The organism is Microbacterium sp. HM-570 (genome assembly GCF_054165885.1).
Window position 1 is genome coordinate 1,699,937 of sequence record NZ_CM135111.1, and the last position, 23,234, is coordinate 1,723,170.

Below are 23,234 nucleotides of genomic sequence, written 5' to 3' on the forward strand. Positions count from 1 at the left end.
CGGGTACAACGAATCGGCGGTGCCCGCGTGTCAGGCTGGCATCATGAGGAGCCATCACGTCAGCCGTGTCATCAACGCACCCGCCGAGGTCGTTTACGCATACGCGTTGAAGGTTGAGAACCTCCCCGCGTGGGCTGCTGGCCTGGCCCAGTCGGACGTGACCCGCGACGGCGACGACCTCGTGGTCGCGTCACCGATGGGTCCGGTGCGCGTCCGCTTCGTCGAGCGGAACCCATTCGGCGTGCTCGACCACGACGTAACCCTGCCTTCGGGCACGGTCGTGACCAACCCTCTTCGCGTCGTCGCGCACCCCGAGGGGTCCGAGGTGATCTTCACCGTTCGTCAGATCGAGCTGACCGACGACGAGTTCGCTCGGGATATCCGCATGGTCGAGGCAGATCTTGATCGATTGGCCGCGCGAGTGTCCCCTCCCACCGCCTGACCTTCGAGCACCGCAAGGGCTCCAGTTCGCGACATCCGCTACGTGAATCAGTGGTGCGGATGCGCGAGCCTGCAGCCGAAGCGTGAATCACTCAGGCGAGCGGGGCGTAGTCCGCGAGCGGCCGAAGCGGCGGTTGCGCCGACGGATGCCGCACCGCATCGGCCCCGACGGCGCAGGCGGCCGTCAGCGCAGCCTCGTCATCCCAGCCGGCATGCAGCGCCAGGGTCAGGGCGGCGCAGAATGCATCGCCCGCCCCGACCGAGCTGACGGCTTCGACGCGCGGCGAAGGGACCCGCGCCACCTCCACCCCGTCGCGGCGGAGCGCCGCGCCGTCCGCGCCGTAGGTCACGGCGACCGTCCGCGCTCCGGCGAGTTCGGGCAGCAGCGCGTACTCCGTCTCGTTCACGATGATCAGGTCGGCGCGCGCGACCACCGCCTCCGGCAGGGCAGTCGCGGGGGCCGCATTGATCGCGAGATACCCGGGCACCGATACGGCGAGCGCCGACACGATATCCATCGGAACCTCGAGCTGAACGAGCACCGCCTCTGCGGGCTCGAACGAGACACCGAGCAGCGAGACATCCGCATTCGCGCCCTGGCAGACGGCGATCTGGTTCTCGCCCTCCGCGTCGACCGTGATGAGCGCCGTGCCGGTTGCTTCATCGCCGAGCCACACGCCGCTGACATCGACGCCGGCGTTCGCGAGCCCCTCGAGCATCCACCGCCCGTCCGTGTCGTCACCGACGCAGCCGATCATGCGAACCGGTGCGCCGAGCCGCGCGGCCGCGGCGGCCTGGTTCGCCCCCTTGCCGCCGGGCTCACGGGCGAGCGTGCCGCCGAGCACGGTCTCGCCCGGTCCGGGTAGTCGCGCGACACTCGCGGTCAGGTCAACGTTGATGCTGCCGACGACGGCGAGGGGCGCGCGAGGGGGAAGAGCCATACCGGCCATTCCACCATCCCCGGGGCGTTTTGCCGTCTTAGCCCTCGCCGGGGTATAACCCAGTGAGCCCGTTCGTACCGCCGGGCGCTCGGACGACGATGGCGTCGCTCCCCCCACCGAAGGAGATCATCATCGCCGCCACGCCCCGCCCTCTCTACCTCGACTGCGACACGGGTGTCGACGACGCCGTCGCCCTCGGGTATCTGCTCGCATCCCCCGCCGTCCGCCTCGTCGGCATCGGGACCGTGAGCGGTAACCTCGCCTCTGCCCCCGCGGCGCGCAACACCCTCGACCTCCTGGCTCTCGCCGGGCAGCCGGATGTCCCGGTTGCGATCGGCGCTCACGACCACCTCAGCCACGGCTTCGGAGGCGGCGCACCCCACGTGCACGGCGCGAACGGCATCGGCGATGTCGAGCTGCCGCGCAGCACCCGCGAGCCGCGCGACGGCCACGCTGTCGACTTGCTGCTCGAGCTCTCGCACGAGTACGCGGGCGACCTCGAAATCGTCGCGATCGGCCCACTGACGAACCTCGCGCTGGCTTTGCAGGCCGACCCGACCCTGACCCAACGCATCCGGTCCGTCACGATCATGGGCGGCGCGGGGGTCGCCGCGGGCAACATCACCGCGGTCGCCGAGGCCAACATCGGCAACGACCCCGAGGCAGCGGCCGAGGTGTTCGCCGCGGACTGGGACGTCACCCTCGTGCCGCTCGATGTGACGATGGAGCACACCCTGGAAGAGGCCGACCGCGACGCCTTCCTCGCGGCGGCGGCACCCTTCCCCCGCGCCCTCGGTCAGATCCTCGACCACTATTTCGACTTCTACGAACCCACCTACGGGCGACGGATGTGCGCACTGCACGACCCGCTCGCTGCCGCACTCGCCGTGGGCGATGTCACGGCGACCCGTGCTCCGCTCGTGCCGATCACGGTCGACACGAGCGATGGCCCGGGCCGCGGGCAGACGATCGCCGACCTGCGTAATCAGCGCCTGGGCGATCTGCACCACGAGGGGCACCGCACGCGCTTCGTCCGTGAGATCGATCGGCCCCTCGGACCGCACCTGGTCGAGGTCCTGACGGGAATGGCCACGCCGTAAGCACTGCGGACCCCGCCATCGGACTCACTCCGAGAGGCTCACCTGGCAGTAGTTGCGCCCCGATAGCGCTGTAAACCCCGGGTACTGCCAGGTGAGTGGACCCGACGGGCTCAGCCGAGGGGCCGAGCCGCCGCATCCGCCGCCCGTGCGCTCGCGCGGACAGCGCCGATACTCGCGATGATCACGAGCGCGATGCCCGCCAGTTCGATTGCCGTGAGCATCTGCCCGAGCAGGATCCAGCCCGCAAGCGTCGCAATGGCGGGGGCGAGACTCATCAGGATGGCGAACCCGGATGCGGGCAGCCGACGCAACGCGGTGAGCTCCAGCGCATACGGAATGGCCGATGAGAGCACCGCGACGGCGGCCCCGAGTCCGAGCGTGACGGGACTGAGCAGGGCCGCGCCGGCGTCCGCGATCCCGAACGGAAGCGCGACGACCGCGCCGATTCCCATCGCGATGGCCAGCCCGTCGAGCTGCGAGAACTCGCGTCCGACTCGCGCCGACGACAGGATGTATCCGGCCCAGCATGCCGCCGCGGCAAGCGCGAACAACACACCGAGCAGGTCGAGGTCGTCCCAGCCACCGCCCGCTAAAAGCACGACGCCCGCGAGTGCCACGACCGCCCAGAGCCAGGCCGAAAGCCGGCGCGCGACGATGACCGACAGGGCAAGCGGGCCCAGCACCTCGATCGTCACCGTCACACCGAGCGGCAAGCGCTCGAGCGCCAGGTAGAAGAAGCCGTTCATCAGGGCGAGCACGAGCCCGAAGGCGACGACGGCTCGCCACGCCCCCGGACTCCGTCCCCGCAGCGACGGACGCGCGATCGCGAACAACAGGATCGCCGAGAAGACCAGGCGCAACATGACCATGCCGAGTGGTCCGGTCGAGGGGAACAGCAAGACGGCGAGCGACGCCCCCAACTCCTGGCACGCCAGGCCGCCGACGACGAGCGCCACGGCGCCGGGGCGGCCGAGGGGCGCCCGGCTCACCGGCAGATGTTCGTCTGGTTGATCGCGTCGTGGTACTGCTGTGCGGTCCAGGGCAGCCCGAACTCGGGTGCCGTCGCGCCGGAGGCGGCCGGGGCCTTGGAAGCGATCGCGGCCAGCTCGAAGGCGAGATCTCCGATCACCTGGGCCGGGGCGGTCGAGTTGTTGAGCACGACGACGACGGTCATTCCGGTCTCGGGATCGGCAAATGCGGCCGTGAGGTAGCCGGGCAGTCCACCGTACTGGCCGATGAGCGACCCCGCCTGGAGTGCTCCGCCCGTCGCCGTGAACCACGCCGGCGCTCCGGCGTACACGGGTAGCGGAGCGGACCAGCGTCCTTCGGCGGATTCCGGCGCGAGCGCTCCGACCGCCGCGGCCTGCACGTAGCGGCCGAGATCGGTCACGGTCGACACGACACCCGAGTCCGTGAAGCCGACGGACGAGGACAGGGTCGAGACATCCAACGGGGCATCACACGCGAGCGATCCGTCCGCGTTCGAGAGGATGCGATAGCCGTGCAGCGGAAGCGTACCGGGGAGGGCCGCCCGCGTGCCCGGCAGCGTGGTGTTGTCGAGGGCGAGAGGGGTGAAGATGTAGCGGTCGTAGAGCTCGGCCGCCGTCTCACCCGATGCCCGCTCGAGAGCCATACCGAGCAGTACATAGCCGGAGTCCGCGCCGCGGTACTCGGTACCGACCGCGGACCGCGGCTGGCCGACGCCGAACGATGCGATCTCCAGCGGATGCCACACCCGCTCCGGGTTGGTGACCCACGACGCGCCGACGACCGGCTCGTATGCCCCGATGCCGCCCGTGCCGTTGCACAGATCGAGCAGCGTCACGGCCTCGAGCGAGGGGACGCCCTGGACGTAATCGACGACCGAATCGTCGAGAGCGACGAGCTCGTCGTCGACCATTGCATAGAGCACGTCGCACGTCATCATGCGGGTCACATCGGCCGCACGGAAGGACATATCGGACGTGAGCGCGGATCCCGTCGCATCCGTCCCGATCGCCGAGACCCAACTGCCGCTCCACGGCGACCACACCCCGGCGATGGCGCCCGTGGACGCGGTGGCCGCCATCGCACTGCGGACGGCCTCGTCCAACTGAGCGACGACGTCATCCGCGAGGGCGGCGTCTGCCTGCGCCGGTAAGTCGACGTCCTGGGGACCGTCGGGGGCACATCCCGCGAGGCCCAGAGTCATGGCCAACAGCGCCGCTGTGGCACCGAGGGCACGCCGACGCGTCCATCGTGCGGCCATGCTCACCTCCGGCGTCGTCCTCAGAAGTTTATGGCTTCGATGTCACGGTTCCATCACGCCCGGCCGTCCTAAGCTGTGCGAATGCCGCATGCTTTCGACGACGCCACCGTTTCGGCGGTGCTGCACCACATGAACAGCGATCACAACAACGACAACCTTCTGATCGCGCGCGCCTTCGGTCACCCGGCAGCGGTGGGCGCCGTCATGACCGGGTTCGACGGCGATGGTGCCGAGTGGAGTGTCACGGATGCCGCGGGCACGTCTTCGGCGTTGCGTGTACCGTGGCCCGGCGCCCCGATCAGTGAACGTCCCGAGGTGCGCCGCGAGGTCGTCGCCCTCTACGACGCGGCCTGCGCTGAGCTCGGAATCGAACCTCGGCCCCACGCGTAAAATTTACTTAGGGCATCCTAAATTCGCCCGCTATGCTGTCTGCATGTCGAACGTCGTTCCGTTCTCCACCCTGCTCCGTCAGCGCTCGAGCGGCGCCCACTCCGCGAGCGAGGGCGAGGGTTTCATGTCCGGCCTGCTCAAGGGTGAGGGCACCCGCGACGACTACATCTCGCTCGTCGCGCAGCACTACTTCATCTATCGGGCCCTCGAGGCGGCCGCGGATCGGATGTCGAGCGATCCCGTCGCGGCTCCCTTCATCACCGAGCGACTGACCCGGTTGCCGGCGCTCGAGGCGGACCTGGAGTTCCTGATCGGACCCGACTGGGCCGACAGCATCCGTCCGCTCCCCACCACCGAGCGCTACGTCGCTCGCATCGAAGAGGTCGGATCGACGTGGCCGGGCGGTTTCATCGCGCACCACTACACACGCTACCTCGGCGACCTCTCCGGCGGCATCTTCATCGGACGCGTCATGCAGCGCCGTTTCGGGTTCGAAACGAACGGCGTCGGGTTCTACGTCTTCGACGACATCGCGGACCCCCGCGCGTTCAAGGACGTCTACCGCGAGCAGCTGGACGCCGTTCCGTGGGACGACGAAGAGCGTGAGCGCGTCGTCGACGAGGTGCTGCGGGCGTACCAGTTCAACACCGATCTGTTCCAGGACCTCGAGCGCGCGCGCACCGAAGCATCCGTCGCCTGAGGCATCGGTCGCCTGGGGCATCCGTCGCCTGAGACGTCGTCCGCCTGACGGGGCCCCCGCCGGATGTCAGCCGCGGACGGAGCGCATGAAGCGTTCGACGTCCGGATCGACGCGGATATCGCTCGGTCGAAGAGGACGCGAGAGGTAGAGGCCCTCGAGCGATGTCAGCCGACTGAGCGCGACGTACGTCTGCCCCGGCGCGAACGCCCCCTGACCCAGGTCGATCACGGCACGGTCGTACGTCTTGCCCTGAGATTTGTGGATCGTCACGGCCCACGCCAGTCGCAACGGAAACTGGTGGAACTCGGCGACGATCTCGCGCGAGATGCGCTTGGTCAGCGGCGAGTAGTTGTAGCGGTACTTCTCCCACACCGCGGGCTCGACATCGTGTTCGCGACCATCCACCTCGACCCGTACCGTTCCGCCCGTGATGCGCGTCACCGTGCCGATCGTGCCATTCACCCAGCGGGGCGCCTCACCGAACGAGGCGATGTCGTTGCGCAGGAACATGACCTGTGCGCCCACTTTGATCTGTAATTCGACGTCCGCGGGGTACGCGCCCTCGCCCCGCCCGAAGTCGCCCGTGATCTCGGCCATAGCGGTCTGCGATCGTCCGGGCAGAGCCTCGAGGTGCTTGCGATTGATCGCCGAAACGCGATCGTTGCGCGTTGCGAGCGTGATGGTGGGGGCCTCGGATGCCTCCGGCGCGGGGGGCGTTCGAGCGCCCATGCCGTTCAGCACGCCCGCGATGTCTGCCGTGACGCGTCCGTAACGCACCGCGTTGAGCATCGCCTTGAACGCCGCGTCGGACTGGCGATGGATGTCGACGAGTTCGTGCACGTTCAGCTCGGACCCGTAGCGACCGAGTTCCCCGAAGCCGGCGAGCGCGGTCCCGCCGTCATTACCGCTGCCGCCACCCGCGTCCGCACCGGCCCACACGTGCGCGTCGAAGAACCAGAACGAGCGGTAGTGGTCGCGGATGTAGGCGAGTTCGTCCCCCCGCGGAGGGACGGGGGCGAGCTGATACGGGTCACCGAACATGACGACCTGGACCCCGCCGAACGGTTCGGCGCGGCGCGCCCGAGCCTGGCGCAGGGAACGGTCGATGCCATCCATCACATCCGCGTTGACCATCGAGATCTCATCGATCACGAGGGTGTCGATCGCGCCCAGGATCTTGCGCGTCGCCTCCGGTTGTTCGAGCTCTTGATCGGCGATCAACCCGATGGGAAGGCGAAAAAGCGAGTGGATCGTCTGACCCTCGACGTTGAGCGCCGCCACACCTGTCGGGGCGCAGACCGCGATCTGCTTCGCCGTGTTCGCCGCGAAATGCTGCAGCAGCGTCGATTTGCCGGTTCCCGCCCGACCGGTGACGAAGATGTGGTCGTTGGTGTCTTCGATGCGCCGGAACAACGCGTCCTGTTCTGAGGACAGCAGCGGCGTGGTCACTGCAACATGCTATTCGCGCCACGGCGCTCGCCCGCCCGGGCCTGCCGGGTCCGTGAAGTCCGCCGCCTAAACTGGCCAGGTGGACGAGGGGGCTGTAAACACGCGCGCGCACGACGCGGCGACCGTCCGCGCGCCGGGTGCGGTGGACACGAGCTCGCGGCGCGGCGCGCAGCGTGCACCCCGGCGCTCCAGCCTCTCCCGGGATCTCACGATCCTCGCGATCGTCGGGGTTCTGCTGATCTCCGCCCTCGGCGCGGGCTGGGCGACCCTGTACCAACAGTTCTGGGGCCCGAGCGCCTTCGTCGAGCGCTACGTGGGCTTGATCGCGGCGGGCCGCGCCGCCGACGCCCTCGAAGTCCCCGGGGTCGCGGTCGATGCAACACATCTCGCCGACGCGGGCCTGCCCGAGACGGCGTCGGACGCCCTCCTGCGGCGGGATGCTCTCACCGCACTGAGCGATATCCGCGCCGTCGGCGAGCGTATCGTCGACGGCGCTGTCGAGGTGACGATCGGCTTCCGCGCCGGCGGCAACGAGGGCGCCTCGACATTCACCGTCGAGCAGGACGGATGGAGGGGCATCCTCCCCTCGTGGCGATTCACCGAGAGCCCACTCGCGGTGATCGACGTCACCGTTCGTGGGTCCATGGCGTTCGAGGTCAACGGATTCACGCTCGACAAAAGGCAGGTCTCGCCCCTCGGTGTGGACGCGCCCCCGCTCGACCCCGTCGCGCTCCTGGTGTTCTCACCCGGGCTCTACCGGGTCTCGGTCGACACCGCGATCGCCGAAACGACCGGCGCCGATGTGCTGGCGGATGAACCGCTTGCACGTGTTCCGCTCGAACTGCAGGCCGAGCCGACGGCAGAGTTCGTGAGCGTCGTGCAAGAACGCGTCGACTCGTTCCTCGACGACTGCGCGACGCAACAGGTGCTGCAGCCCACTGCATGCCCCTTCGGCTTCGTCGTGCAGAACCGCATCGCGAACCTACCCACGTGGTCGATCGTCGACTACCCGACCGTCACGCTCGTGCCGGACGGCGCCGGCTGGGCCATGCAGCCGGCGGAAGCCGTGGCCCACATCAGCGTCGACATCCGCTCGCTGTTCGACGGCTCGGTGCGAACGGTGGAAGAGGACGTCACCTTCGGTCTCGACGCCGAGATCACCGTCTTGCCCGACGGTTCGGCTTCTATTCTCGTGGGGTCGCCGGAGGGCTAGTGACCTTCGCGCCGCGGGTGGAATCCCCTCGCGCATCCTGGTCGGCGAGTGCGGCGAGACGCGCGTTGTAGGCGTCCAGTTCGTCGTCGCCGACCCGATCGACGTGGCGGTCGCGTCGGCGCTGTGCACGGTCGTCGTTGCGGCTCCATTGGATCGCAACGGCGATCGCGAGGATCAGGGTCGGGATCTCGCCGACCGACCAGGCGACGCCCCCGCCGATGTATTGATCCTCGAGCGGTGGCACGCCCCAGGTGCGCCCCATCGACCCGAACCAGTCGGCCAGCATCAGACCCGACTGCGACATGATCGAGATTCCGAAGAACGCGTGCATCGCCATGATGCCGATCAACAGAATCAGCCGGAACGGGTACGGCAGGCGGTACGGCACCGGATCGATCCCGATCAGCGACTGCACGAACAGGTACCCCGTGATGACGAAGTGGGCGATCATCCAGAGGTGCCCGAGGTGGTCGTTCAGCGCCCAGCGGAAGATGTCGGTGTAGTAGAACACCCAGAGCGAGCCGATGAAGAGCGCCGCCGCGATTAGAGGATTCGTGAGCACCCGCGCCACGGGCGTGTGCACCGTCCATAGGATCCACTCCCGGCCGCCGCGCGTTCCGTCATCCCTCTTGCGGATCGCCCGCGCCGCGAGCGTAACCGGCGCCCCCGGCACGAGCAGGAGGGGGATCGCCATGGTCAGCAGCATGTGCCCGACCATGTGGATGCTGAAGAGGTAGTTTTCGTAGGCGGCGACCGGGCCGCCGACGACCCAGAACAGCAGCAGGATGCCCGCGCACCAGCTGATCGTGCGGTAGATCGGCCACGCATCGCCGCGGCGGTGCAGACGGATGACGCCCGCGATGTAGAAGAAGATCGCGAAGCCGCACACCAAAACCCACAGGAGGTCGATGTCCCACACGGTAAACCACTGGGTCAGGCCGAGTTCGGGCGGAAGGCGTGAGCCCGTCAGGGTCTCTGCGGGGGTGGGATCGGTGATCGGGATGTCTCCGATCGGCGGTGCCGTTCGCGCGAGCGCCGCCGCGGCACCGCTCGCGATTCCCATGAAAGCCAGCTCGAGGGCGATCAGGCCCCAGAAGGTTCGTGCTGCGGCCGTCTCGCCCATCCGTGCGATGAGCCGGCGGCGGTAGCGGGCACCGAGCAGGCCGATGGCCAGCAGCGCCACGACCTTCACGACGATGATGACGCCATAGGCCGAGAGCAGCGCATCCCACGAGCCCAAGCCGAGTGCCGCGCGTGCGTAGCCGGAGAGGGCGACGACGACGAAGGCGACGAGCGCGATGGTCGAGTAGCGCGGCAGCACGTGCGCCATTCGTTGCGGCGTGGATGACGCCCGCAGCACGACCAGCAACACCAGTCCGCCGAGCCACACGGCGGCCCCGACGATGTGGAGCGCGAGGCTCGTCACCGCGGCGGTGTGGCTGGCCGCGGCCCCGTCGTGGCTGGTCGTCGCCATCGGCACGACAGCCGCGAGGCCGAGGATGCCCACGAGCAGCGTCGAGGTCCACGAGCGCACCGCGAACGCGAGAACCGTCATCACGGCTCCAGCCAGCGTCGTGATGAGCCACGCGCGGCCGACATCCAGGTCGAGCAGGAAGCGGCCTAGCTGTTGGCCGAAGACGGCGTCCGCGCTGGGTGTCGCGTTGAAGGCGTTGAGGAACGTCAGGTAGCCCGTCGCGCCGGCCGCGATCGTGAAGACGGCGGCGCCCACGGACGCCACATCGAGAGCGGTGTCGAATTCGGTGTCACCGGCGCGGAGCGCGAAGAGGGCGAGCACGAGCGACCCGGCCATCGCGGCGGCACCGAGGTTGACGCCGAGATTGGCGATCGGAAGACCCCAGCGCACGACGGGACCGGGATCCCCCACGAGAAGAGCATCCGCTCCCCCGCCGTAGGCGAGCGCCACGACGGCGGCGGTAAGGGCGGTGACCACGAGGATCATAGGCCCGGCTACGCGCAGGGTTCGGGGGCTCACCCACCCAGCCTAGGCGGACGGTGTGCACGCCCGGCCCCGCCCGGCAAAGACAGAGGGAGGATGCCGCGCGTGCGGCATCCTCCCTCTCGGAACCTCTGACTACTTCGCTGCAGCCTTGAGCTTCGAGCCCGCGGTGACCTTGACGCGCTTGCCAGCGGCGATCTTGATCTCGGCGCCCGTCTGCGGGTTACGGCCCGTGCGAGCGGCCGTGTCGACCTGCTCGAACGCGAGCCAGCCCGGGATCGAGACCTTGGTGCCCTTGGCAACGGCCTCGGCAACGGTCGTGAACAGACCGTCGACGACGCGCGAAACCGTGGCCTGGCTCTCACCGGTGGCGCTGGCGATGCTCGCAACGAGCTCGGTCTTGGTGATGGACTTGTCAGCCATGGGGTTACCCTCCAGCGGCGGCCGAAGCGCCGCCTCATGTAAACGTGACCGGACCGTTCAGCCCGGCTGGTCGATCGACCGCGTCGAATCTACCCCGCGAACCGCCGCCCGCCGCGTATTTCCGCGGCTTTCCGCGGGTTTCTGTCCAACTTCGAGGCATTTTCGGTGCTCGAGTGACGGATGTGACTCGTGTGGCGCCCTTCCCGCGCCCCTCGCGCACGGCCTGCGCACCGTCCGCTCTCCGTTTCGCTCGGCCCAATGGACCCGCTCGCCTGGCAGTAGGTGTCGGTGCTGAGCACCCAGGCCCGCATCTACTGCCAGGTGAGCCGTCCGGCCGGGGACGACGCGGGCGCACGCGAAAGGGCGGGGATTCCGAAGAATCCCCGCCCTTTCGGCGGATGCGGGTGGTTACCAGCTCGACTTGGTCACGCCGGGCAGCTCGCCACGGTGGGCCATGTCGCGGAAACGCACACGCGAGATGCCGAACTTCGTCAGCACACCACGGGGGCGGCCGTCGATGACGTCGCGCGAACGCACGCGCACGGGCGACGCGTTGCGGGGCAGCTTCTGCAGACCCAGGCGGGCCTCTTCGCGCTGCTCGTCGGTCGAGGTCGGGTCGACCAGGGCCTTCTTCAGCTCGGCGCGACGCGAGGCGTAGCGCTCGACGATGACCTTGCGCTGCTCGTTGCGAGCAATCTTGCTCTTCTTCGCCATGTTTAGCGCTCCTCGCGGAATTCGACGTGCTTGCGCACAACGGGGTCGTACTTCTTCAGCACGATGCGGTCGGGGTTGTTGCGGCGGTTCTTGCGCGTCACGTAGGTGTATCCCGTGCCGGCGGTCGAACGCAGCTTGATGATCGGACGTACGTCCTGAGCCTTCTTCGCCATTAGAGCTTCACACCCTTCGCGATGAGGTCCTTGACGACGGACTCAATGCCCCGCGCGTCGATGACCTTGATGCCCTTGGCCGAAACGTTGAGCTTGATGTTGCGGCCCAGCGACGGAACAAAGTACGTCTTCTTCTGCACGTTCGGGTCGAAGCGACGCTTCGTCCGGCGGTGCGAGTGGCTGATCGAGTGACCGAAGCCGGGAACGGCTCCTGTCACCTGGCACACTGCTGCCATAGTGATTTCTCCTTCAATACCGTGAGACCGGACGGTCTCACCCAAGATCCCTTGTCTGCGCCCACGCCCGAGGGAACCGTTTCCGGCTCGAAAGGGATGAATGGGCACGAACTGCGCACGGGAAAGCGCGCAGACAAACAATGATCCTAGCACGGCGTGTCTGCGGGCCCAGCCTGACGGGCGCGGTAGGCGTCAGGTCTCGACGGCGCCGCGCCCGGGACGGAACACCGAAACGGTCGGATCGCCGGTGATCCAGAACCGCCACGGGAAGACGCTCGTGCCCGCGACACCGGCCACGCCGACCCGGGGACCGCGCGACACGTCGCGCACCGGTTCGCGCGCCAGGTCGAGGCGGGCGACGGCCCCGGCCCGCTCGGGTGGCCAGGGCGCCACCCCGGCGATCGCGTCGATACCGTCATGGATCGGATGCCGGAGGCCCAGCGCCTGACCGAGACGCCCGGGTCCGCGTGCGAGATCCCGAGGGAGTCGGGCAGCCGGCCGGCGCACAGCCGCGACATCCGCTCCCTCGATGATCTCTCCCGCGCGCAACAGCAACCCGCCCGCCACGCCCGCGGGCCCGGCGACGACGTTGACACAGGAGTGGATGCCATGGCTGAGGTAGACGTAGAGGTGCCCGGGTTCGCCCCACATTGTGGCGTTCCGCGGGGTTTGTCCCATGCGCGCATGCGAACCGGGGTCGCTGACATCCCCGGTCCCGAGGCCGTGATAGGCCTCGACCTCGGTGATGCGGACGCAGACGCGCTGCCCGTCGACCAGCGTGGTGAGCCGGGCGCCGAGCAAGCGGGGCGCGACGACGAGGGCGGTCTCGAGCAGATCCTCCCGCGTCGCCGGGCGGTAGTCGGTCATCCGATCGTGACTCATCCGATCGTGACTCATCCGATCGTGACTCATCCGATCGTGACTCATCCGATCGTGACTCATCCGATCGTGACGGAGCACCACGAGATATCGGTGCCCTCGATGACCGTGACTTCCTCCCCCGTTCGCACGTCGACGATGTGCGTCTCGAGCCGTGACGGAAGCGGGCGGGCGTAGGTGTCGTACGGGTTGTCGGCGAGATCGGGCGAGACGATCACCGCGACGTGGCTCCCGCTCGGCGAGGCGCACGTCTGCATGACCGCGTCGCCGCCGTCCTCCAGCCCGAACACCGGCTCGAATATTCCGGCCTCATCGACCAGACCGACGGCCTGTGATTCCGGGTACCCGTCCTCGCCCATCTGGGTGAAGGTGCGCAGGCTCTTGCCCTGCACGGTGGGCACGACGGGTCCGGGGATTCCGAGCGCGTCGAGCTCGGCCGATTGCGGGAGGGGCGTTTCGCTCAGGTCGGTCAGATCGATCAGCACCGTGCCGTCGGACTGCTCCGCGATCACGCGGCCACTCCCCCGCTCGATGCCCGACAGCCCGAGGGCACCGCCCAACAGAACGGGCTCCGCGTCCGGCCGAGAGGTGTCGACGAGGCGCAACTGGCCATCGAAGGTCAGCACCACGAGCGACGAGGTCTGCGGCACGAACAGGAAGTCCACCACCCGCGGATCCGCGCCGACCTCGATGCGCTGCGGCTCGGCGTCGGGGTCACCGAGCCGCGAGACGTACAGCGCGGACTCGATCCCCGAGGTCGCCGAGATGTCCAGGTCGGTATAGGTGTACCCCACGAGCCCGTCGTGGTCGGCCATCTGCAGGCCCGCGATCGTGCCCTCGCCGGGCACGACCAACGGCGTGGGGTCGGACCCGTCGAGCGCCATGCCCGTGAGCGACGCCGCACCCGAACCATCCGTCGTCTCGACGACCAGGCCGTCGCGGGAAGCCCGGTAGTCCTCGATCTGCGGGTGCGTGAAAACGGGGACCGCCTGATCGCCGGTGAGGTTCGTGAGGAACACCGCATCGTCGTCGCCGTCGCGCCGCTGCAGCACGTAGATCGGCGGTGTGCCCGTCTCGAAGTCGTGCGAGATGGTCGCGGTGGGGCCCCCCGAGGCGCTTTCGACGCCCTCGACCGAAACCGTGTAATCGGTCGCGGCATCGAGCGGATAGGTGAACTGAACGGCGACGTTGCGGCCGGATGCCTCGATCGTGAACGGGGCGGCCGGTTCGATCGTGACCTGCGAAGGGTCGATCGGAGCCAAGGGCTGATTGGTGGTGAACACGAGTCGCTGCCCCGCGGCCTCGGCCACCGAGAGAGCGTCGATTGCGACCGTACTGACGCGAGGCCCCTGCGTCAGGCTGTAGGCCGCGCCGCCCGCGCCCACCACGACGAGCGCGGCGATCACGACGGCGAGCGAACGTGTGAACGAGGAGCGTGCGCGGCGGTGTTCACGATCCCGGCGAGCGGCACCCCGCGTCTGATCCCGTGTGGCGCGGACAGAACGGGGGGCGTCAGTACCCATACGGATCCCCGGGCTCATCGATCGCCGTCACGCTCGCGGGCTGCAGCACGAGCGCGCCCCCGTCGTCTCGCACGAATTCACCCTCGACCTCGACCCATTGGCCGGGAGACAGGTCCTCGCCGCCCGCGAGCTCCGCGACCGGAACGTTGGCGGCCTGCGCGTCGATCACGCAGTGCACGATGACGAGGCGGGTCAGGGCGAACCCGTCGCTGTCGCCATCGGGACCGACGAAGCCGGTGAGCGTGGCCTTCTCACCGACGAACCGTGCCGGGTCGGTCGTCGTCGACAGCAGCGACGCCCATTCGGCGATGCCGAAAGCGGAGGTGTCGTCGGATGTCGCGAGCGCGAGCGTCGCCGAGGTCGACAAGACGGGCGGTGCGCCGCTCGAGCGGGCGAGCGCGAGTTCGGCGGAGAGGGATGCCGGGGGCATGACGACGGCGAGCACCACGAGACCGGAGGCCAGCACCGCACCGACGCCGGTCGCGATGAGCGCGACCGGGCGCGCTCCGGCATCCTCGCCGGCGGAACGGGCACCCTGGCGGACGGAACGGGCACCCTCGCGGGTGGAAAGGACGGCACGGCGAGCCCAGGCGCGGCGAGGCATCCATCGCTCGATCAAACCCGGGGGCACCCATACCTGCACGACGACCGACAGCAGAACGCCCAGGATGATGAACGGCAGGGACTCGATCAGCACCGACAGGGCGAGCGTGAAGCCGTCCTGCGCGCGGCTTGGCAGGGCACTCGGGAAGAGCTGCGGCGCCCACGCGTCGATCGCGAACAACGCCGCGATCGTGGCCAGGCCGATCGCGGTCCCGATCAGGGCGGCGCGACGCGGTCGACCGACAGTCGGTACCCCCGCGAGGTGGGTGTGCCCGTGACCGCGCGTCTCGCTACTGCGCGTCACGCTCGCTCGCACGCGCGACCGTGCAGGCCGCGCACAAACCGAAGATGTCGACGATATGCGCCGCCTCCGTGAATCCGTTCTGTGCGGCGGTGCGATGCGCCCATTCTTCGACGTCGCTGCCCTCGATCTCGACCGTCAGGCCGCACGAACGACAGATCAGGTGATGGTGATGACCGGGCGATTGACAGGCACGGTAGAGGCTCTCGCCCTCGGGGCTCTGCAGGCTGTCGGCATCACCCTCGGCCGCGAGGTCGGCGAGCGCACGGTAGACCGTCGCGAGGCCGATGCCCGTGCCCTCGTCGCGCAGCAGTGCGTGCAGGGATTGCGCGCTGACGAAGCCCGGGGATTCGTCCAGGGCGTCGCGCACGCGTTCGCGCTGCCAGGTGTTGCGCTTGGCCATTCGAGAAGTCTAGGCGCGTGCCGGCTTGGAGGTTCCCGAACGCGGCGCCCGAGTGACCCTCTCCCGGCGACGTCCGACGAGTCGACAGACGACGTAGATCGCGAACGAGATCGTGGTGATGTACGGACTCACGGGGAGCGTTCCGGCGATCGCGAGAAGGATGCCGCCGACCGCCGAGACGAAACCGAAGGTCGCGGCCAGGAGGGGAACGGATAGAGGGCCCGACGCGATGCGCATGGCCGCGGCCGCGGGGGTCACGAGCAGGGCCATGACCAGCAGGGCACCGATGATGTGCACGCTGACGGCGACGATCAGGCCGAGCAGCAGCATGAACAGCAGCGAGACAGCGGTCGTCGGCACCCCGCGCGCCGCGGCCGACTGCGGGTCGAGCGAGTCGAAGCGCAGCGGACGCCAGATGAGCACGATTCCGGCGAGGACCACCAGGCTGATGCCGATCAACAGGCTCAGCTGCCCCGACTGCACGGAGACGATCTGACCCGTCAGCAGGCTGAACCTCGTCGCGCTCCGGCCGCTGTAGAGCGAGAGGAACAGGATGCCCAGCCCCAGCCCGAAGGGCATCAGCACCCCGATGATCGAGTTGCGGTCGCGTGCACGGGCGCCCAGCCATCCGATCAATCCCGCCGCGATGAGCGAACCGAAAATCGAGCCGAGCACGACGTCCGCACCGATCAGGAGAGCTGCGGCGGCCCCGGCGAAGGAGAGTTCGCTGATGCCGTGGACGGCGAAGGCCATGTCGCGCTGCATGATGAAGACGCCGGCCAGGCCACCGACGAGCCCCAGCACCGCGCCCGCGATGACCGAGTTCGATACGAGCGCGAGGATGTCGCCATAGTCCGCGAGGCCGCCGAACATGGCCTCCCAGACGTCTGTCCAGTTCACGACTCGTCCTCGTCGTGGTGGTGATGGTGGGAATCACCGGCATCGGGCGCGCCGACGACCACGACCCGATCCCCCGCCCGGAGGACATAGACCTCGGTGCCGTAGAGATCAGACAGAACGCCGGAGTCCATCACCTCTTCGGGGGTTCCCAGGGTGAAGCGCCCGCCGGCCAGGTAGAGGATGCGGTCGACGTGACGCAGCACCGGGTTGATGTCGTGGGTGACAAAGAGCACCGCCGCGCCCGTCTCGCGTCGATGCCGATCGATCAGCGACGTCACGGCCTGCTGATTCGCCAGGTCGAGGCTCGTCAGCGGTTCGTCGCAGAGCAACAGTTGGGGTTCGTCGGCGAGCGCCTGACCCGCCCGCAGACGCTGCTGCTCGCCACCGGAGAGCTCCCCGACGGGACGGTCCGCAAAACCCGTCGCACCGACCGCCCGGATCAGCTCGTCGACGCGTGCCCGGTCGGCTTTGCGCGGGACCGGGAGCCCGAACCGGTGCCCGTTGACGCCGAGCGCAACGAGGTCTCGGCCCCGCAACGCCGCGTCACGGGCGAGCGGACGCTGCTGAGGGATGTAGCCGATGCGCCGATTACCCGGTCGGCGCACGCGCTCACCCAGGGCGGTGATCGTGCCCTCGCTCAGACGATCGAGCCCGAGAATGGCGCGCAACAGGGTCGTCTTGCCCGAGCCACTCGGCCCCAGAACGGCGATGAACTCCCCCGCGTACACGTCGAGGTTCAGGCCTGACCACAGCTCTCGGTCGCCCCGTCGGAGCGCCGCATTCTCGATGAGGAGAGGAGGGGCAGCATTCACCCCGCGAGGCCGCCCGATAGGGCTTCGACGTTCTGCTGCATCCACGAGATGTAAGTCTGGCCCTCCGGGAGCGTTTCGGAGAACTCCAGGACGGGGATGCTCTGAGCTTCGGCAGCGTCGATGACCTGGGTGGTCTCCGCTCCGCCTGTCTGGGAGTTCGCGATCACGATGCGCACGCTGCCCGATTCGACCAGGTCGAGCGATTCGAGGAGTGTTGCGGGCGGGACGTCCTGGCCCTCTTCGACGGCCTCGCTGAAGGCCTCGGGCGTCACGTTCACGAGCCCGGCAGCGGTGACCAGGTACACGGGGACGGGCTCGGTGACGAAGACCTGGGCGCCGGCGCCGGATGCCTCGATCTCGCCGAGCGACGTCTCGAGACCGCCGATCTGCTCGACGAATGCGGCCGCGTTGATCTCGAACGTCGCGGCGCTCTCGGGGTCGAGTTCGCTCAGTTCTTCGGCGATCGCCTCGGCGACGTGCTCGATCGTGTGCGGGTCGTACCAGACGTGCTCGTTGAAGCCTACGATGTGGTCGTGCCCGGCGTGCTCCTCATCGGAGTGCTCGTCCTCGGCGTGCTCGTCCTCCGAGTGCTCGTCCTCGGCGTGCTCGTCCTCCGGCCAGTGGTGGGAGAACTCGGCGGCGGTGATCACGTGCGCCGAGGCATCGCTGGACTCGACGAGCGACTCCATGAACGAGTCGTACCCCCCACCGTTCTCGATGATCAGGTCGGCGCGCGAAACCGCGAGCTGGTCCCCCGCGGTCGCCTCGAACGAGTGCGGATCCTGGCCGGTGGAGGTGATGATCGACGTCACGTCGACCGCATCCCCCCCGATCTCCTCGACGATCTGGCCGTAGACGTTCGTCGACGCGACGACCTGAAGGCGGCCGTCCCCCGCGGACTCACCGCCGGGGGTCGCACCCGCGCATCCGGCAAGGACGAGCGCCGAGGCGGCCGAGAGGGCGATGATCGGAAGAAGACGACGTGTCGGGTTCACCCCGTCAGCGTAACCCGCATGATTATCATTATCAAAATGGCTCGATCGCCGTGACCTCTCACCGAAGCGCGGCGGCGTGCTCGGACGGCGACATCACCTCGACCAGCGCCTGGGCCGTGATCTCGTCCACCACCAGGTCCGTCACCGCCCGCGAACGGAGCGCGGCGAGCAGCGGGGCGGCCTTGTTGTCACCCGCCACGGCGCACACCCGCCGGGGCACCGCCTGCAGTTCCGCGGGCGTCGGCCCGGTCGCTCGTCTGTTGAGATCGAGATCCTCATAGGTGCCGTCGGCGCGCAGAAAAACGGTGCAGACGTCGCCGACGACGCCATCCCGGGTGAGTGCGCGGATATCGTCCTGCTCGAGATAGCCCGCGGAGTACACATGACTGGGAACCTCCCCGGTCAGGGCGCCCACGCCGAACAGAGCGATATCGGCGGTGCGCTGTAGATCCAGCACGCGGGCGACCGACCGCTCACGCCACATCGCCTGGCGCGTCTCGGCGTAATCGAAGAACGCGGGCACGGGAAAGAGGTGCAGACGCGCATCGAAAGCTTCCCCGAATCGCACCATCATCTCGCCCGCGAACTCCACGCCGTACGTCCGCGTGTTCGCCGACCCGTTCAGTTGCACCACCGCGCTCCCCCGCGTCGGCTTCTTCGCGAGATGCCGCGTGATGGCGGCCATCGTCGTTCCCCATGCCACGCCCATGGTCATGCCCGAGTCGAACCAGCCACCGATCAGTCGCGCGGATGTCAGGGCCACCTGCTCGAGCCGTTCGGTCGAACTCGCCGAGGCCCCCAGGGGAACGACATGGGTTGTGATGCCGAACGCATGCTGAATCCTTCGCCCTACCTCCGGGGCTGCCGTCGGGGGCGGGCGGAGCGTGATCTCGACCAGTCCACGAGCCCGCGCTTCCTTCAGCAGGCGCGAGACGCTCGAGCGCGAGAGGTGCAGCCGGGCCGCAATGGCCTCCATCTTGAGGTCCTGCAGGTAGTACATCGAGGCGGCCGCGAGCATGTGCTCCTGTTTCTCCATGACTCCAATGTGCACATATGTGCAAGTACGACGCAAGAAGGTTCATCGCTCACCGACAGCGCCGTACGGTGGCTCCGAGGCGTGACGGTTCGCGTCCACTCTATGAATCACCAGGACACGAGAGGGTGGCCCATCTGATGCGCGAAAACCGTATGGACGGCAACACTCGACAGGCCGCGCTCCGCGGCATGAAAAACGGCTCAGCGAACGACGAGCTGGACGTGCTCGTCATCGGCGGTGGCGTCACCGGGGCCGGAATCGCGCTCGACGCGGCCAGCCGGGGCCTGCGGACCGCCGTCATCGACGGACAGGACTGGGCGTCCGGCACCTCGAGCCGCTCCAGCAAGCTGATGCACGGCGGGCTGCGATACCTGCAGATGTTGGACTTCAAACTGGTCCGCGAGGCCCTCACCGAGCGGAACCTGCTGCTCACGCGGCTCGCACCGCACCTCGTGCGCCCCGCGGCGTTCCTGTATCCCCTGAAGCGCCCGATCTGGGATCGCCTCTTCATCGGGGCCGGCATCGGCCTATATGACGCGCTTGCCTCGCTGCAACGAGCTCCGCGCCCTCTCCCCTGGCATCGCCACCTCAGCCGCTCCGCGGTGTCCCGCGCGTTCCCGAGCTTCCGCCGCGATGCGGCCGTCGGCGCGATCCAGTACTGGGACGCCACGGTCGACGACGCCCGCCTCGTCGTCACGCTCCTGCGCACGGCGGCCGGGCACGGGGCCCTCGCCGCCTCTCGCGTGCAGGCGACGGCGATGCTCACAGACGAAACCGGGCGGGTCATCGGCGCGACCCTGAAAGACCTCGAAACCGGCGAGCACTTCGATGTTCACGCCAAGACAGTGATCAGCGCCACGGGGGTATGGACCGAACGCACCCAGTCCATGGCGACATCCAGCGGCCTCAAGGTGCTCGCTTCCAAGGGCATCCACATCGTCGTCCCGAGGGACCGCATCACGGGAGACCCGGGCCTCATCCTCCAGACGGCATCGAGTGTGCTGTTCGTTATCCCCTGGTCGCGTTACTGGGTGATCGGCACGACCGACACTCCGTGGACGGAGGACCTGACGCATCCGGTGCCGACGTCCCGAGACGTGGACTACGTCCTCGCCGAAGCGAACAAGGTGCTCGTGGAGCCCCTCAGCCGAGACGACATCATCGGCACGTGGGCGGGGCTTCGACCCCTGTTGCAGCCGGGGACGAAGGCCGGGACGGCGTCCGCCAAGGTCTCACGCGAGCACACGGTGGCCTCCCCTGTGCCCGGCCTGGTCGCGATCGCGGGCGGCAAGCTCACCACCTACCGGGTGATGGCGGAGGACGCCGTCGATTTTGCCCTGGGCGCCGCGGCGAAGTCCCGGCCCTCGCGCACGACCCGGGTTCCCCTCGCCGGCGCGGCCGACGCGCCCCACTCCGCCCACGCCGCCGCGCGCGTCGGGGCTGAGTTCGGTCTCAGCAGAGCGATGCATGATCACCTCGCGCACCGATACGGCACGGATGTCGAGGTCATTGCCGACATCTGCCGCGAGGTACCCGATGCCGCGACTCCCCTCGCGGAAGCGCCGGCCTACCTTCGCGCGGAGATCATCTTCGCGATCCGTTACGAGGGCGCTCTGCATCTCGACGACCTCCTCGATCGCCGCACGCGGATCAGCTACGAGTACGCCCACCTCGGCCTCGCCGCCACCGAAGAGGTCGCACAGGTCGCGCAGACCGAACTGGACTGGACCGACGCGGCCATGAGCCTCGAGCTCGAGGCGTACCGCGCCTCGGTCGAGGCGTACGAGTCCGCCGTGCTCGAGGCCGACGATGCGGCCGCATCGCGCACCCGCGCGGAGGCCAAGGATCTGCGTCCGCTTCCGAGCGCCTGACGCATCGGGACATTCGCGAACTGCAGCAGGGTTGCGGGGCGGCTCACATCAGTTATGAGGCGACCCTCAAGTTGCACCCGATGCCCTGTACTTGCTCCGCGGAAACACGGGGCTTAAGGCAGCCCGCCTCAACACCCATGAGTCATCCGACTTGCTCCAGTGCGGGACTGCTATCAGAAACCTGCCACTGAACCCCCGGTGCCCCCTCGCGGGCCCAGATCTGGTGAGCGCCGAGAAGCCTTCCGGATGCGGTCAGGCTACGATCTACGTGGGCGCTGGCCCACGTACACGGTCCGCTTGCCCGCGGACGGAGAGCCACTCCCTCAGGACTCCGCTCGCCAACGGCCCCTTGGTCGACGTCGTTCCTAACCTACGGCTCTCGTACTAGCCATTCCCTTGGCCGAAGACCGGGTCCAGGACGGCCGCGACGCGCACCATCTGATCGTCGAGATTCTCCTCACATACGCTCTCGAGTTGTTCCTTCTTCCGCCAGGCAGCCCACTTCGCCTGACCAACCGCACCGTACCCTTCCACGGCTGGTCCGATTGGGGCGAGCGACACGTCCCGGTAGTCTGCGACGGCTCGCGAAGCGTCGAGGAGCTGTCCGAAGTCCAATCCGGCTCCGTCGAGGGTGACGATGTCCACGTAATCGCGCCAGCGCGTGCTGCTGATGCCGCGCTCGAGGATCGTGACACCCTTCTCCGCCACCGTTGACTCCGGCGCGTATCCGACCAGGCTGATTGGGTCACCAATAACCCGGTCCAATAGGACTCGCCGTGGCGCTGGGACGATAGGGTCACCGGTGGACACGTCCCATACAACCTTCCCGACCCAGGTCGCGATCCGGACTGCGACGGTCACTCTCATCCCCGGATACTCGGCTCCGTCCCGGATCACCTGCACGTCGAGCGTGTCGAGATCGAAGGCGACCCCGTCATCGACGGACACGGCCACGATGTCAGCGACGACCACCGCGAGATGCTCGGGAGTGACGTTGGCGCCGACCGCATTGGAGTCCGCGTCCTTCGTGGGTCGCCGCACCCCGTACGCGCCCAGCAACAGTCCACCTTTCAGCACGAAGTCATCAGCGTGCGGGGTTCTGCTGAGGCGGAACAGGAAGGATTCCAGCGCGTGCCGCAGCAGATATGCGTGAACGTTCGGCGCGACACCTTTCTTGTCCGCTTCGGATCGCGCAGCGCGTTGCAGCTGTTTGTAGATGTCTGAGGCTGTCACGTCATCATGTCTAGCGCGTTCAAGATGGGCGCCTTGGCGCGTGGGAGTTGTGTCGCGATCTTTATGAGCTTCGAGGGCTTCCCACCGCGCCGCAGCCATTCCTTCAGTGCGTCGCGCGCGGTTTCGTAACCGAGCGCCCCACGCAAGCGGAACGCGTCCGCGATTGTGCGCTCAGCGCTGTACAGGCCAATCTTCTGCGTCGTTCCTGGAATCGACGTCTCGGCGCGACCGAGTTGAAATGTGCCTCGGTCGAACAGGTGCCATGTAATGGCGCCGCTGGTGGCCGGACGGCGTGAGCCGCTGGGGATAGCGACGTCCAGCGACCGGGGAATGGCATCCGTCAGTTCGTAGTGCGAGAGCGCCGAGATGAGACAGATGGTGGCGTCGGATCTGCGGGTTGCCGCTTCGATCTGGTCCCAGTCTGCGGGCGGCGCATCTGCAGGGATGTAGATGCCGCGCGCGATACGTTCCCAGCGTCCTGCTCTCGCCCCCCGGGACAGCTCGTTGCGCGCAGGACTGTCTGATGCACTGGGTGTAATCGCCTTCATCTCAAGCACCTCCGTGGTACAAAACGTATCACGGTAAGATTATCGAATAACGTTTTGTAATAACGGATGCCCGTCACAAGATCGCGCCGTTCCCGCGGGTCGCGTGCAGCGGCGCAAAGAGCAGCATGCACCCGTCCCCCGCACA

The 23,234-nt window shown here is 68.2% G+C and carries 25 protein-coding genes; 6 read left to right on the top strand and 19 right to left on the bottom strand.

The genetic code is table 11. The features are described 5' to 3' along the window. The first annotated feature begins 43 nt into the window (after window positions 1-43). Window positions 44-442 carry an SRPBCC family protein gene (locus ACT9TC_RS08045; RefSeq protein ID WP_458042840.1) on the top strand — a complete coding sequence of 133 codons (399 nt, stop codon included), beginning with the start codon at window positions 44-46 and terminating at the stop codon, window positions 440-442. A 91-nt stretch (window positions 443-533) separates the two neighbouring features. Here the strand turns inward: ACT9TC_RS08045 and ACT9TC_RS08050 are convergent, their stop codons facing one another. Then, window positions 534-1,382 (bottom strand): ribokinase, encoded by an 849-nt coding sequence (locus ACT9TC_RS08050; RefSeq protein ID WP_458042841.1) that lies wholly within the window; start codon window positions 1,380-1,382, stop codon window positions 534-536. 62 nt (window positions 1,383-1,444) lie between these two features. Here ACT9TC_RS08050 and ACT9TC_RS08055 point away from each other — a divergent pair, with 62 nt between their 5' ends. Beyond that, complete coding sequence (locus tag ACT9TC_RS08055; RefSeq protein WP_458042842.1) at window positions 1,445-2,482, top strand: nucleoside hydrolase; 1,038 nt, start codon at window positions 1,445-1,447, stop codon at window positions 2,480-2,482. Window positions 2,483-2,592: 110 nt separating this feature from the next. On the opposite strand, the gene ACT9TC_RS08060 is transcribed toward ACT9TC_RS08055, so the two are convergent. Beyond that, window positions 2,593-3,477 carry an EamA family transporter gene (locus ACT9TC_RS08060; RefSeq protein WP_458042898.1) on the bottom strand — a complete coding sequence of 295 codons (885 nt, stop codon included), beginning with the start codon at window positions 3,475-3,477 and terminating at the stop codon, window positions 2,593-2,595. Beyond that, window positions 3,468-4,730: a serine hydrolase domain-containing protein gene (locus ACT9TC_RS08065; RefSeq protein ID WP_458042843.1), complete on the bottom strand. Its 1,263-nt coding sequence runs from the start codon at window positions 4,728-4,730 to the stop codon at window positions 3,468-3,470. The genes ACT9TC_RS08060 and ACT9TC_RS08065 overlap by 10 nt, the downstream gene beginning before the upstream one ends. Window positions 4,731-4,811: 81 nt before the next feature. Between ACT9TC_RS08065 and ACT9TC_RS08070 the strand changes: the two genes are divergently transcribed. Together ACT9TC_RS08070 and ACT9TC_RS08075 are read left to right on the top strand one after the other, a co-directional pair. Continuing rightward, complete coding sequence (locus ACT9TC_RS08070) at window positions 4,812-5,120, top strand: DUF2470 domain-containing protein (protein ID WP_458042844.1); 309 nt, start codon at window positions 4,812-4,814, stop codon at window positions 5,118-5,120. A gap of 43 nt (window positions 5,121-5,163) precedes the next feature. Next, window positions 5,164-5,820 carry a biliverdin-producing heme oxygenase gene (locus ACT9TC_RS08075; RefSeq protein WP_458040057.1) on the top strand — a complete coding sequence of 219 codons (657 nt, stop codon included), beginning with the start codon at window positions 5,164-5,166 and terminating at the stop codon, window positions 5,818-5,820. A gap of 66 nt (window positions 5,821-5,886) precedes the next feature. Here the strand turns inward: ACT9TC_RS08075 and ACT9TC_RS08080 are convergent, their stop codons facing one another. Continuing rightward, the gene (locus ACT9TC_RS08080) at window positions 5,887-7,269 is read right to left on the bottom strand and encodes an ATP-dependent DNA helicase (RefSeq protein ID WP_458040058.1); all 1,383 of its coding nucleotides are present in this window, start codon (window positions 7,267-7,269) and stop codon (window positions 5,887-5,889) included. Window positions 7,270-7,348: 79 nt separating this feature from the next. Here ACT9TC_RS08080 and ACT9TC_RS08085 point away from each other — a divergent pair, with 79 nt between their 5' ends. Beyond that, window positions 7,349-8,482, top strand: a complete 1,134-nt coding sequence (locus ACT9TC_RS08085) for a hypothetical protein (RefSeq protein ID WP_458040059.1) — start codon at window positions 7,349-7,351, stop codon at window positions 8,480-8,482. Here the strand turns inward: ACT9TC_RS08085 and ACT9TC_RS08090 are convergent. From ACT9TC_RS08090 to ACT9TC_RS08150, 13 genes are all read right to left on the bottom strand, one after another. Next, a complete protein-coding gene (locus ACT9TC_RS08090; protein ID WP_458042899.1) occupies window positions 8,454-10,442 on the bottom strand; it encodes a cytochrome c oxidase assembly protein in 1,989 nt (662 codons plus the stop codon). The genes ACT9TC_RS08085 and ACT9TC_RS08090 overlap by 29 nt on opposite strands. Window positions 10,443-10,574: 132 nt before the next feature. Further along, the gene (locus ACT9TC_RS08095; protein ID WP_036301126.1) at window positions 10,575-10,862 is read right to left on the bottom strand and encodes an HU family DNA-binding protein; all 288 of its coding nucleotides are present in this window, start codon (window positions 10,860-10,862) and stop codon (window positions 10,575-10,577) included. Between the two features lie 408 nt (window positions 10,863-11,270). Continuing rightward, window positions 11,271-11,576 carry a 30S ribosomal protein S14 gene (rpsN, locus tag ACT9TC_RS08100; RefSeq protein WP_036301128.1) on the bottom strand — a complete coding sequence of 102 codons (306 nt, stop codon included), beginning with the start codon at window positions 11,574-11,576 and terminating at the stop codon, window positions 11,271-11,273. A gap of 2 nt (window positions 11,577-11,578) precedes the next feature. Next, a complete protein-coding gene (gene rpmG / locus ACT9TC_RS08105) occupies window positions 11,579-11,749 on the bottom strand; it encodes a 50S ribosomal protein L33 (protein WP_029145259.1) in 171 nt (56 codons plus the stop codon). Continuing rightward, a complete protein-coding gene (gene rpmB, locus ACT9TC_RS08110) occupies window positions 11,749-11,985 on the bottom strand; it encodes a 50S ribosomal protein L28 (RefSeq protein ID WP_036301133.1) in 237 nt (78 codons plus the stop codon). The genes rpmG and rpmB overlap by 1 nt, the downstream gene beginning before the upstream one ends. A 192-nt stretch (window positions 11,986-12,177) precedes the next feature. Beyond that, a complete protein-coding gene (locus tag ACT9TC_RS08115; RefSeq protein WP_458040060.1) occupies window positions 12,178-12,852 on the bottom strand; it encodes a DNA-3-methyladenine glycosylase in 675 nt (224 codons plus the stop codon). A 71-nt stretch (window positions 12,853-12,923) separates the two neighbouring features. After that, window positions 12,924-14,387, bottom strand: coding sequence for a hypothetical protein (locus ACT9TC_RS08120; RefSeq protein WP_458040061.1), 1,464 nt, complete (start codon window positions 14,385-14,387; stop codon window positions 12,924-12,926). Further along, window positions 14,377-15,294 carry a TIGR03943 family putative permease subunit gene (locus ACT9TC_RS08125; RefSeq protein ID WP_458040062.1) on the bottom strand — a complete coding sequence of 306 codons (918 nt, stop codon included), beginning with the start codon at window positions 15,292-15,294 and terminating at the stop codon, window positions 14,377-14,379. The genes ACT9TC_RS08120 and ACT9TC_RS08125 overlap by 11 nt, the downstream gene beginning before the upstream one ends. Further along, the gene (locus tag ACT9TC_RS08130; protein WP_458040063.1) at window positions 15,281-15,694 is read right to left on the bottom strand and encodes a Fur family transcriptional regulator; all 414 of its coding nucleotides are present in this window, start codon (window positions 15,692-15,694) and stop codon (window positions 15,281-15,283) included. The genes ACT9TC_RS08125 and ACT9TC_RS08130 overlap by 14 nt, the downstream gene beginning before the upstream one ends. Window positions 15,695-15,703: 9 nt before the next feature. Beyond that, a complete protein-coding gene (locus tag ACT9TC_RS08135) occupies window positions 15,704-16,594 on the bottom strand; it encodes a metal ABC transporter permease (protein WP_458040064.1) in 891 nt (296 codons plus the stop codon). Then, window positions 16,591-17,406, bottom strand: coding sequence for a metal ABC transporter ATP-binding protein (locus ACT9TC_RS08140; RefSeq protein ID WP_458040065.1), 816 nt, complete (start codon window positions 17,404-17,406; stop codon window positions 16,591-16,593). The genes ACT9TC_RS08135 and ACT9TC_RS08140 overlap by 4 nt, the downstream gene beginning before the upstream one ends. Then, window positions 17,403-18,401: a metal ABC transporter solute-binding protein, Zn/Mn family gene (locus ACT9TC_RS08145; protein ID WP_458040066.1), complete on the bottom strand. Its 999-nt coding sequence runs from the start codon at window positions 18,399-18,401 to the stop codon at window positions 17,403-17,405. The genes ACT9TC_RS08140 and ACT9TC_RS08145 overlap by 4 nt, the downstream gene beginning before the upstream one ends. A 58-nt stretch (window positions 18,402-18,459) precedes the next feature. Next, on the bottom strand, window positions 18,460-19,437 hold the full coding sequence (locus tag ACT9TC_RS08150) for a sugar-binding transcriptional regulator (RefSeq protein ID WP_458040067.1): 978 nt from the start codon (window positions 19,435-19,437) through the stop codon (window positions 18,460-18,462). A gap of 137 nt (window positions 19,438-19,574) precedes the next feature. On the opposite strand from ACT9TC_RS08150, the gene ACT9TC_RS08155 reads away from it, so the two are divergent. Next, window positions 19,575-21,308: an FAD-dependent oxidoreductase gene (locus tag ACT9TC_RS08155; protein ID WP_458040068.1), complete on the top strand. Its 1,734-nt coding sequence runs from the start codon at window positions 19,575-19,577 to the stop codon at window positions 21,306-21,308. Window positions 21,309-21,692: 384 nt separating this feature from the next. On the opposite strand, the gene ACT9TC_RS08160 is transcribed toward ACT9TC_RS08155, so the two are convergent. Continuing rightward, window positions 21,693-22,541 (bottom strand): nucleotidyl transferase AbiEii/AbiGii toxin family protein, encoded by an 849-nt coding sequence (locus ACT9TC_RS08160; protein ID WP_458040069.1) that lies wholly within the window; start codon window positions 22,539-22,541, stop codon window positions 21,693-21,695. Beyond that, on the bottom strand, window positions 22,538-23,089 hold the full coding sequence (locus tag ACT9TC_RS08165; RefSeq protein WP_458042900.1) for a type IV toxin-antitoxin system AbiEi family antitoxin domain-containing protein: 552 nt from the start codon (window positions 23,087-23,089) through the stop codon (window positions 22,538-22,540). The genes ACT9TC_RS08160 and ACT9TC_RS08165 overlap by 4 nt, the downstream gene beginning before the upstream one ends. Window positions 23,090-23,234 lie beyond the last annotated feature (145 nt).

Excerpts from the sequence above, each read along its gene's own strand:
- ACT9TC_RS08045 (WP_458042840.1), top strand. The coding sequence starts at position 44 with ATGAGGAGCCATCACGTCAGCCGTGTCATCAACGCACCCGCCGAGGTC.
- ACT9TC_RS08050 (WP_458042841.1), bottom strand. The coding sequence starts at position 1,382 with ATGGCTCTTCCCCCTCGCGCGCCCCTCGCCGTCGTCGGCAGCATCAAC.
- ACT9TC_RS08065 (WP_458042843.1), bottom strand. The coding sequence starts at position 4,730 with ATGGCCGCACGATGGACGCGTCGGCGTGCCCTCGGTGCCACAGCGGCG.
- ACT9TC_RS08070 (WP_458042844.1), top strand. The coding sequence starts at position 4,812 with ATGCCGCATGCTTTCGACGACGCCACCGTTTCGGCGGTGCTGCACCAC.
- ACT9TC_RS08075 (WP_458040057.1), top strand. The coding sequence starts at position 5,164 with ATGTCGAACGTCGTTCCGTTCTCCACCCTGCTCCGTCAGCGCTCGAGC.
- ACT9TC_RS08090 (WP_458042899.1), bottom strand. The coding sequence starts at position 10,442 with ATGATCCTCGTGGTCACCGCCCTTACCGCCGCCGTCGTGGCGCTCGCC.
- ACT9TC_RS08095 (WP_036301126.1), bottom strand. The coding sequence starts at position 10,862 with ATGGCTGACAAGTCCATCACCAAGACCGAGCTCGTTGCGAGCATCGCC.
- rpsN (WP_036301128.1), bottom strand. The coding sequence starts at position 11,576 with ATGGCGAAGAAGAGCAAGATTGCTCGCAACGAGCAGCGCAAGGTCATC.
- rpmG (WP_029145259.1), bottom strand. The coding sequence starts at position 11,749 with ATGGCGAAGAAGGCTCAGGACGTACGTCCGATCATCAAGCTGCGTTCG.
- rpmB (WP_036301133.1), bottom strand. The coding sequence starts at position 11,985 with ATGGCAGCAGTGTGCCAGGTGACAGGAGCCGTTCCCGGCTTCGGTCAC.
- ACT9TC_RS08115 (WP_458040060.1), bottom strand. The coding sequence starts at position 12,852 with ATGACCGACTACCGCCCGGCGACGCGGGAGGATCTGCTCGAGACCGCC.
- ACT9TC_RS08120 (WP_458040061.1), bottom strand. The coding sequence starts at position 14,387 with ATGGGTACTGACGCCCCCCGTTCTGTCCGCGCCACACGGGATCAGACG.
- ACT9TC_RS08130 (WP_458040063.1), bottom strand. The coding sequence starts at position 15,694 with ATGGCCAAGCGCAACACCTGGCAGCGCGAACGCGTGCGCGACGCCCTG.
- ACT9TC_RS08150 (WP_458040067.1), bottom strand. The coding sequence starts at position 19,437 with ATGGAGAAACAGGAGCACATGCTCGCGGCCGCCTCGATGTACTACCTG.
- ACT9TC_RS08155 (WP_458040068.1), top strand. The coding sequence starts at position 19,575 with ATGCGCGAAAACCGTATGGACGGCAACACTCGACAGGCCGCGCTCCGC.
- ACT9TC_RS08165 (WP_458042900.1), bottom strand. The coding sequence starts at position 23,089 with ATGAAGGCGATTACACCCAGTGCATCAGACAGTCCTGCGCGCAACGAG.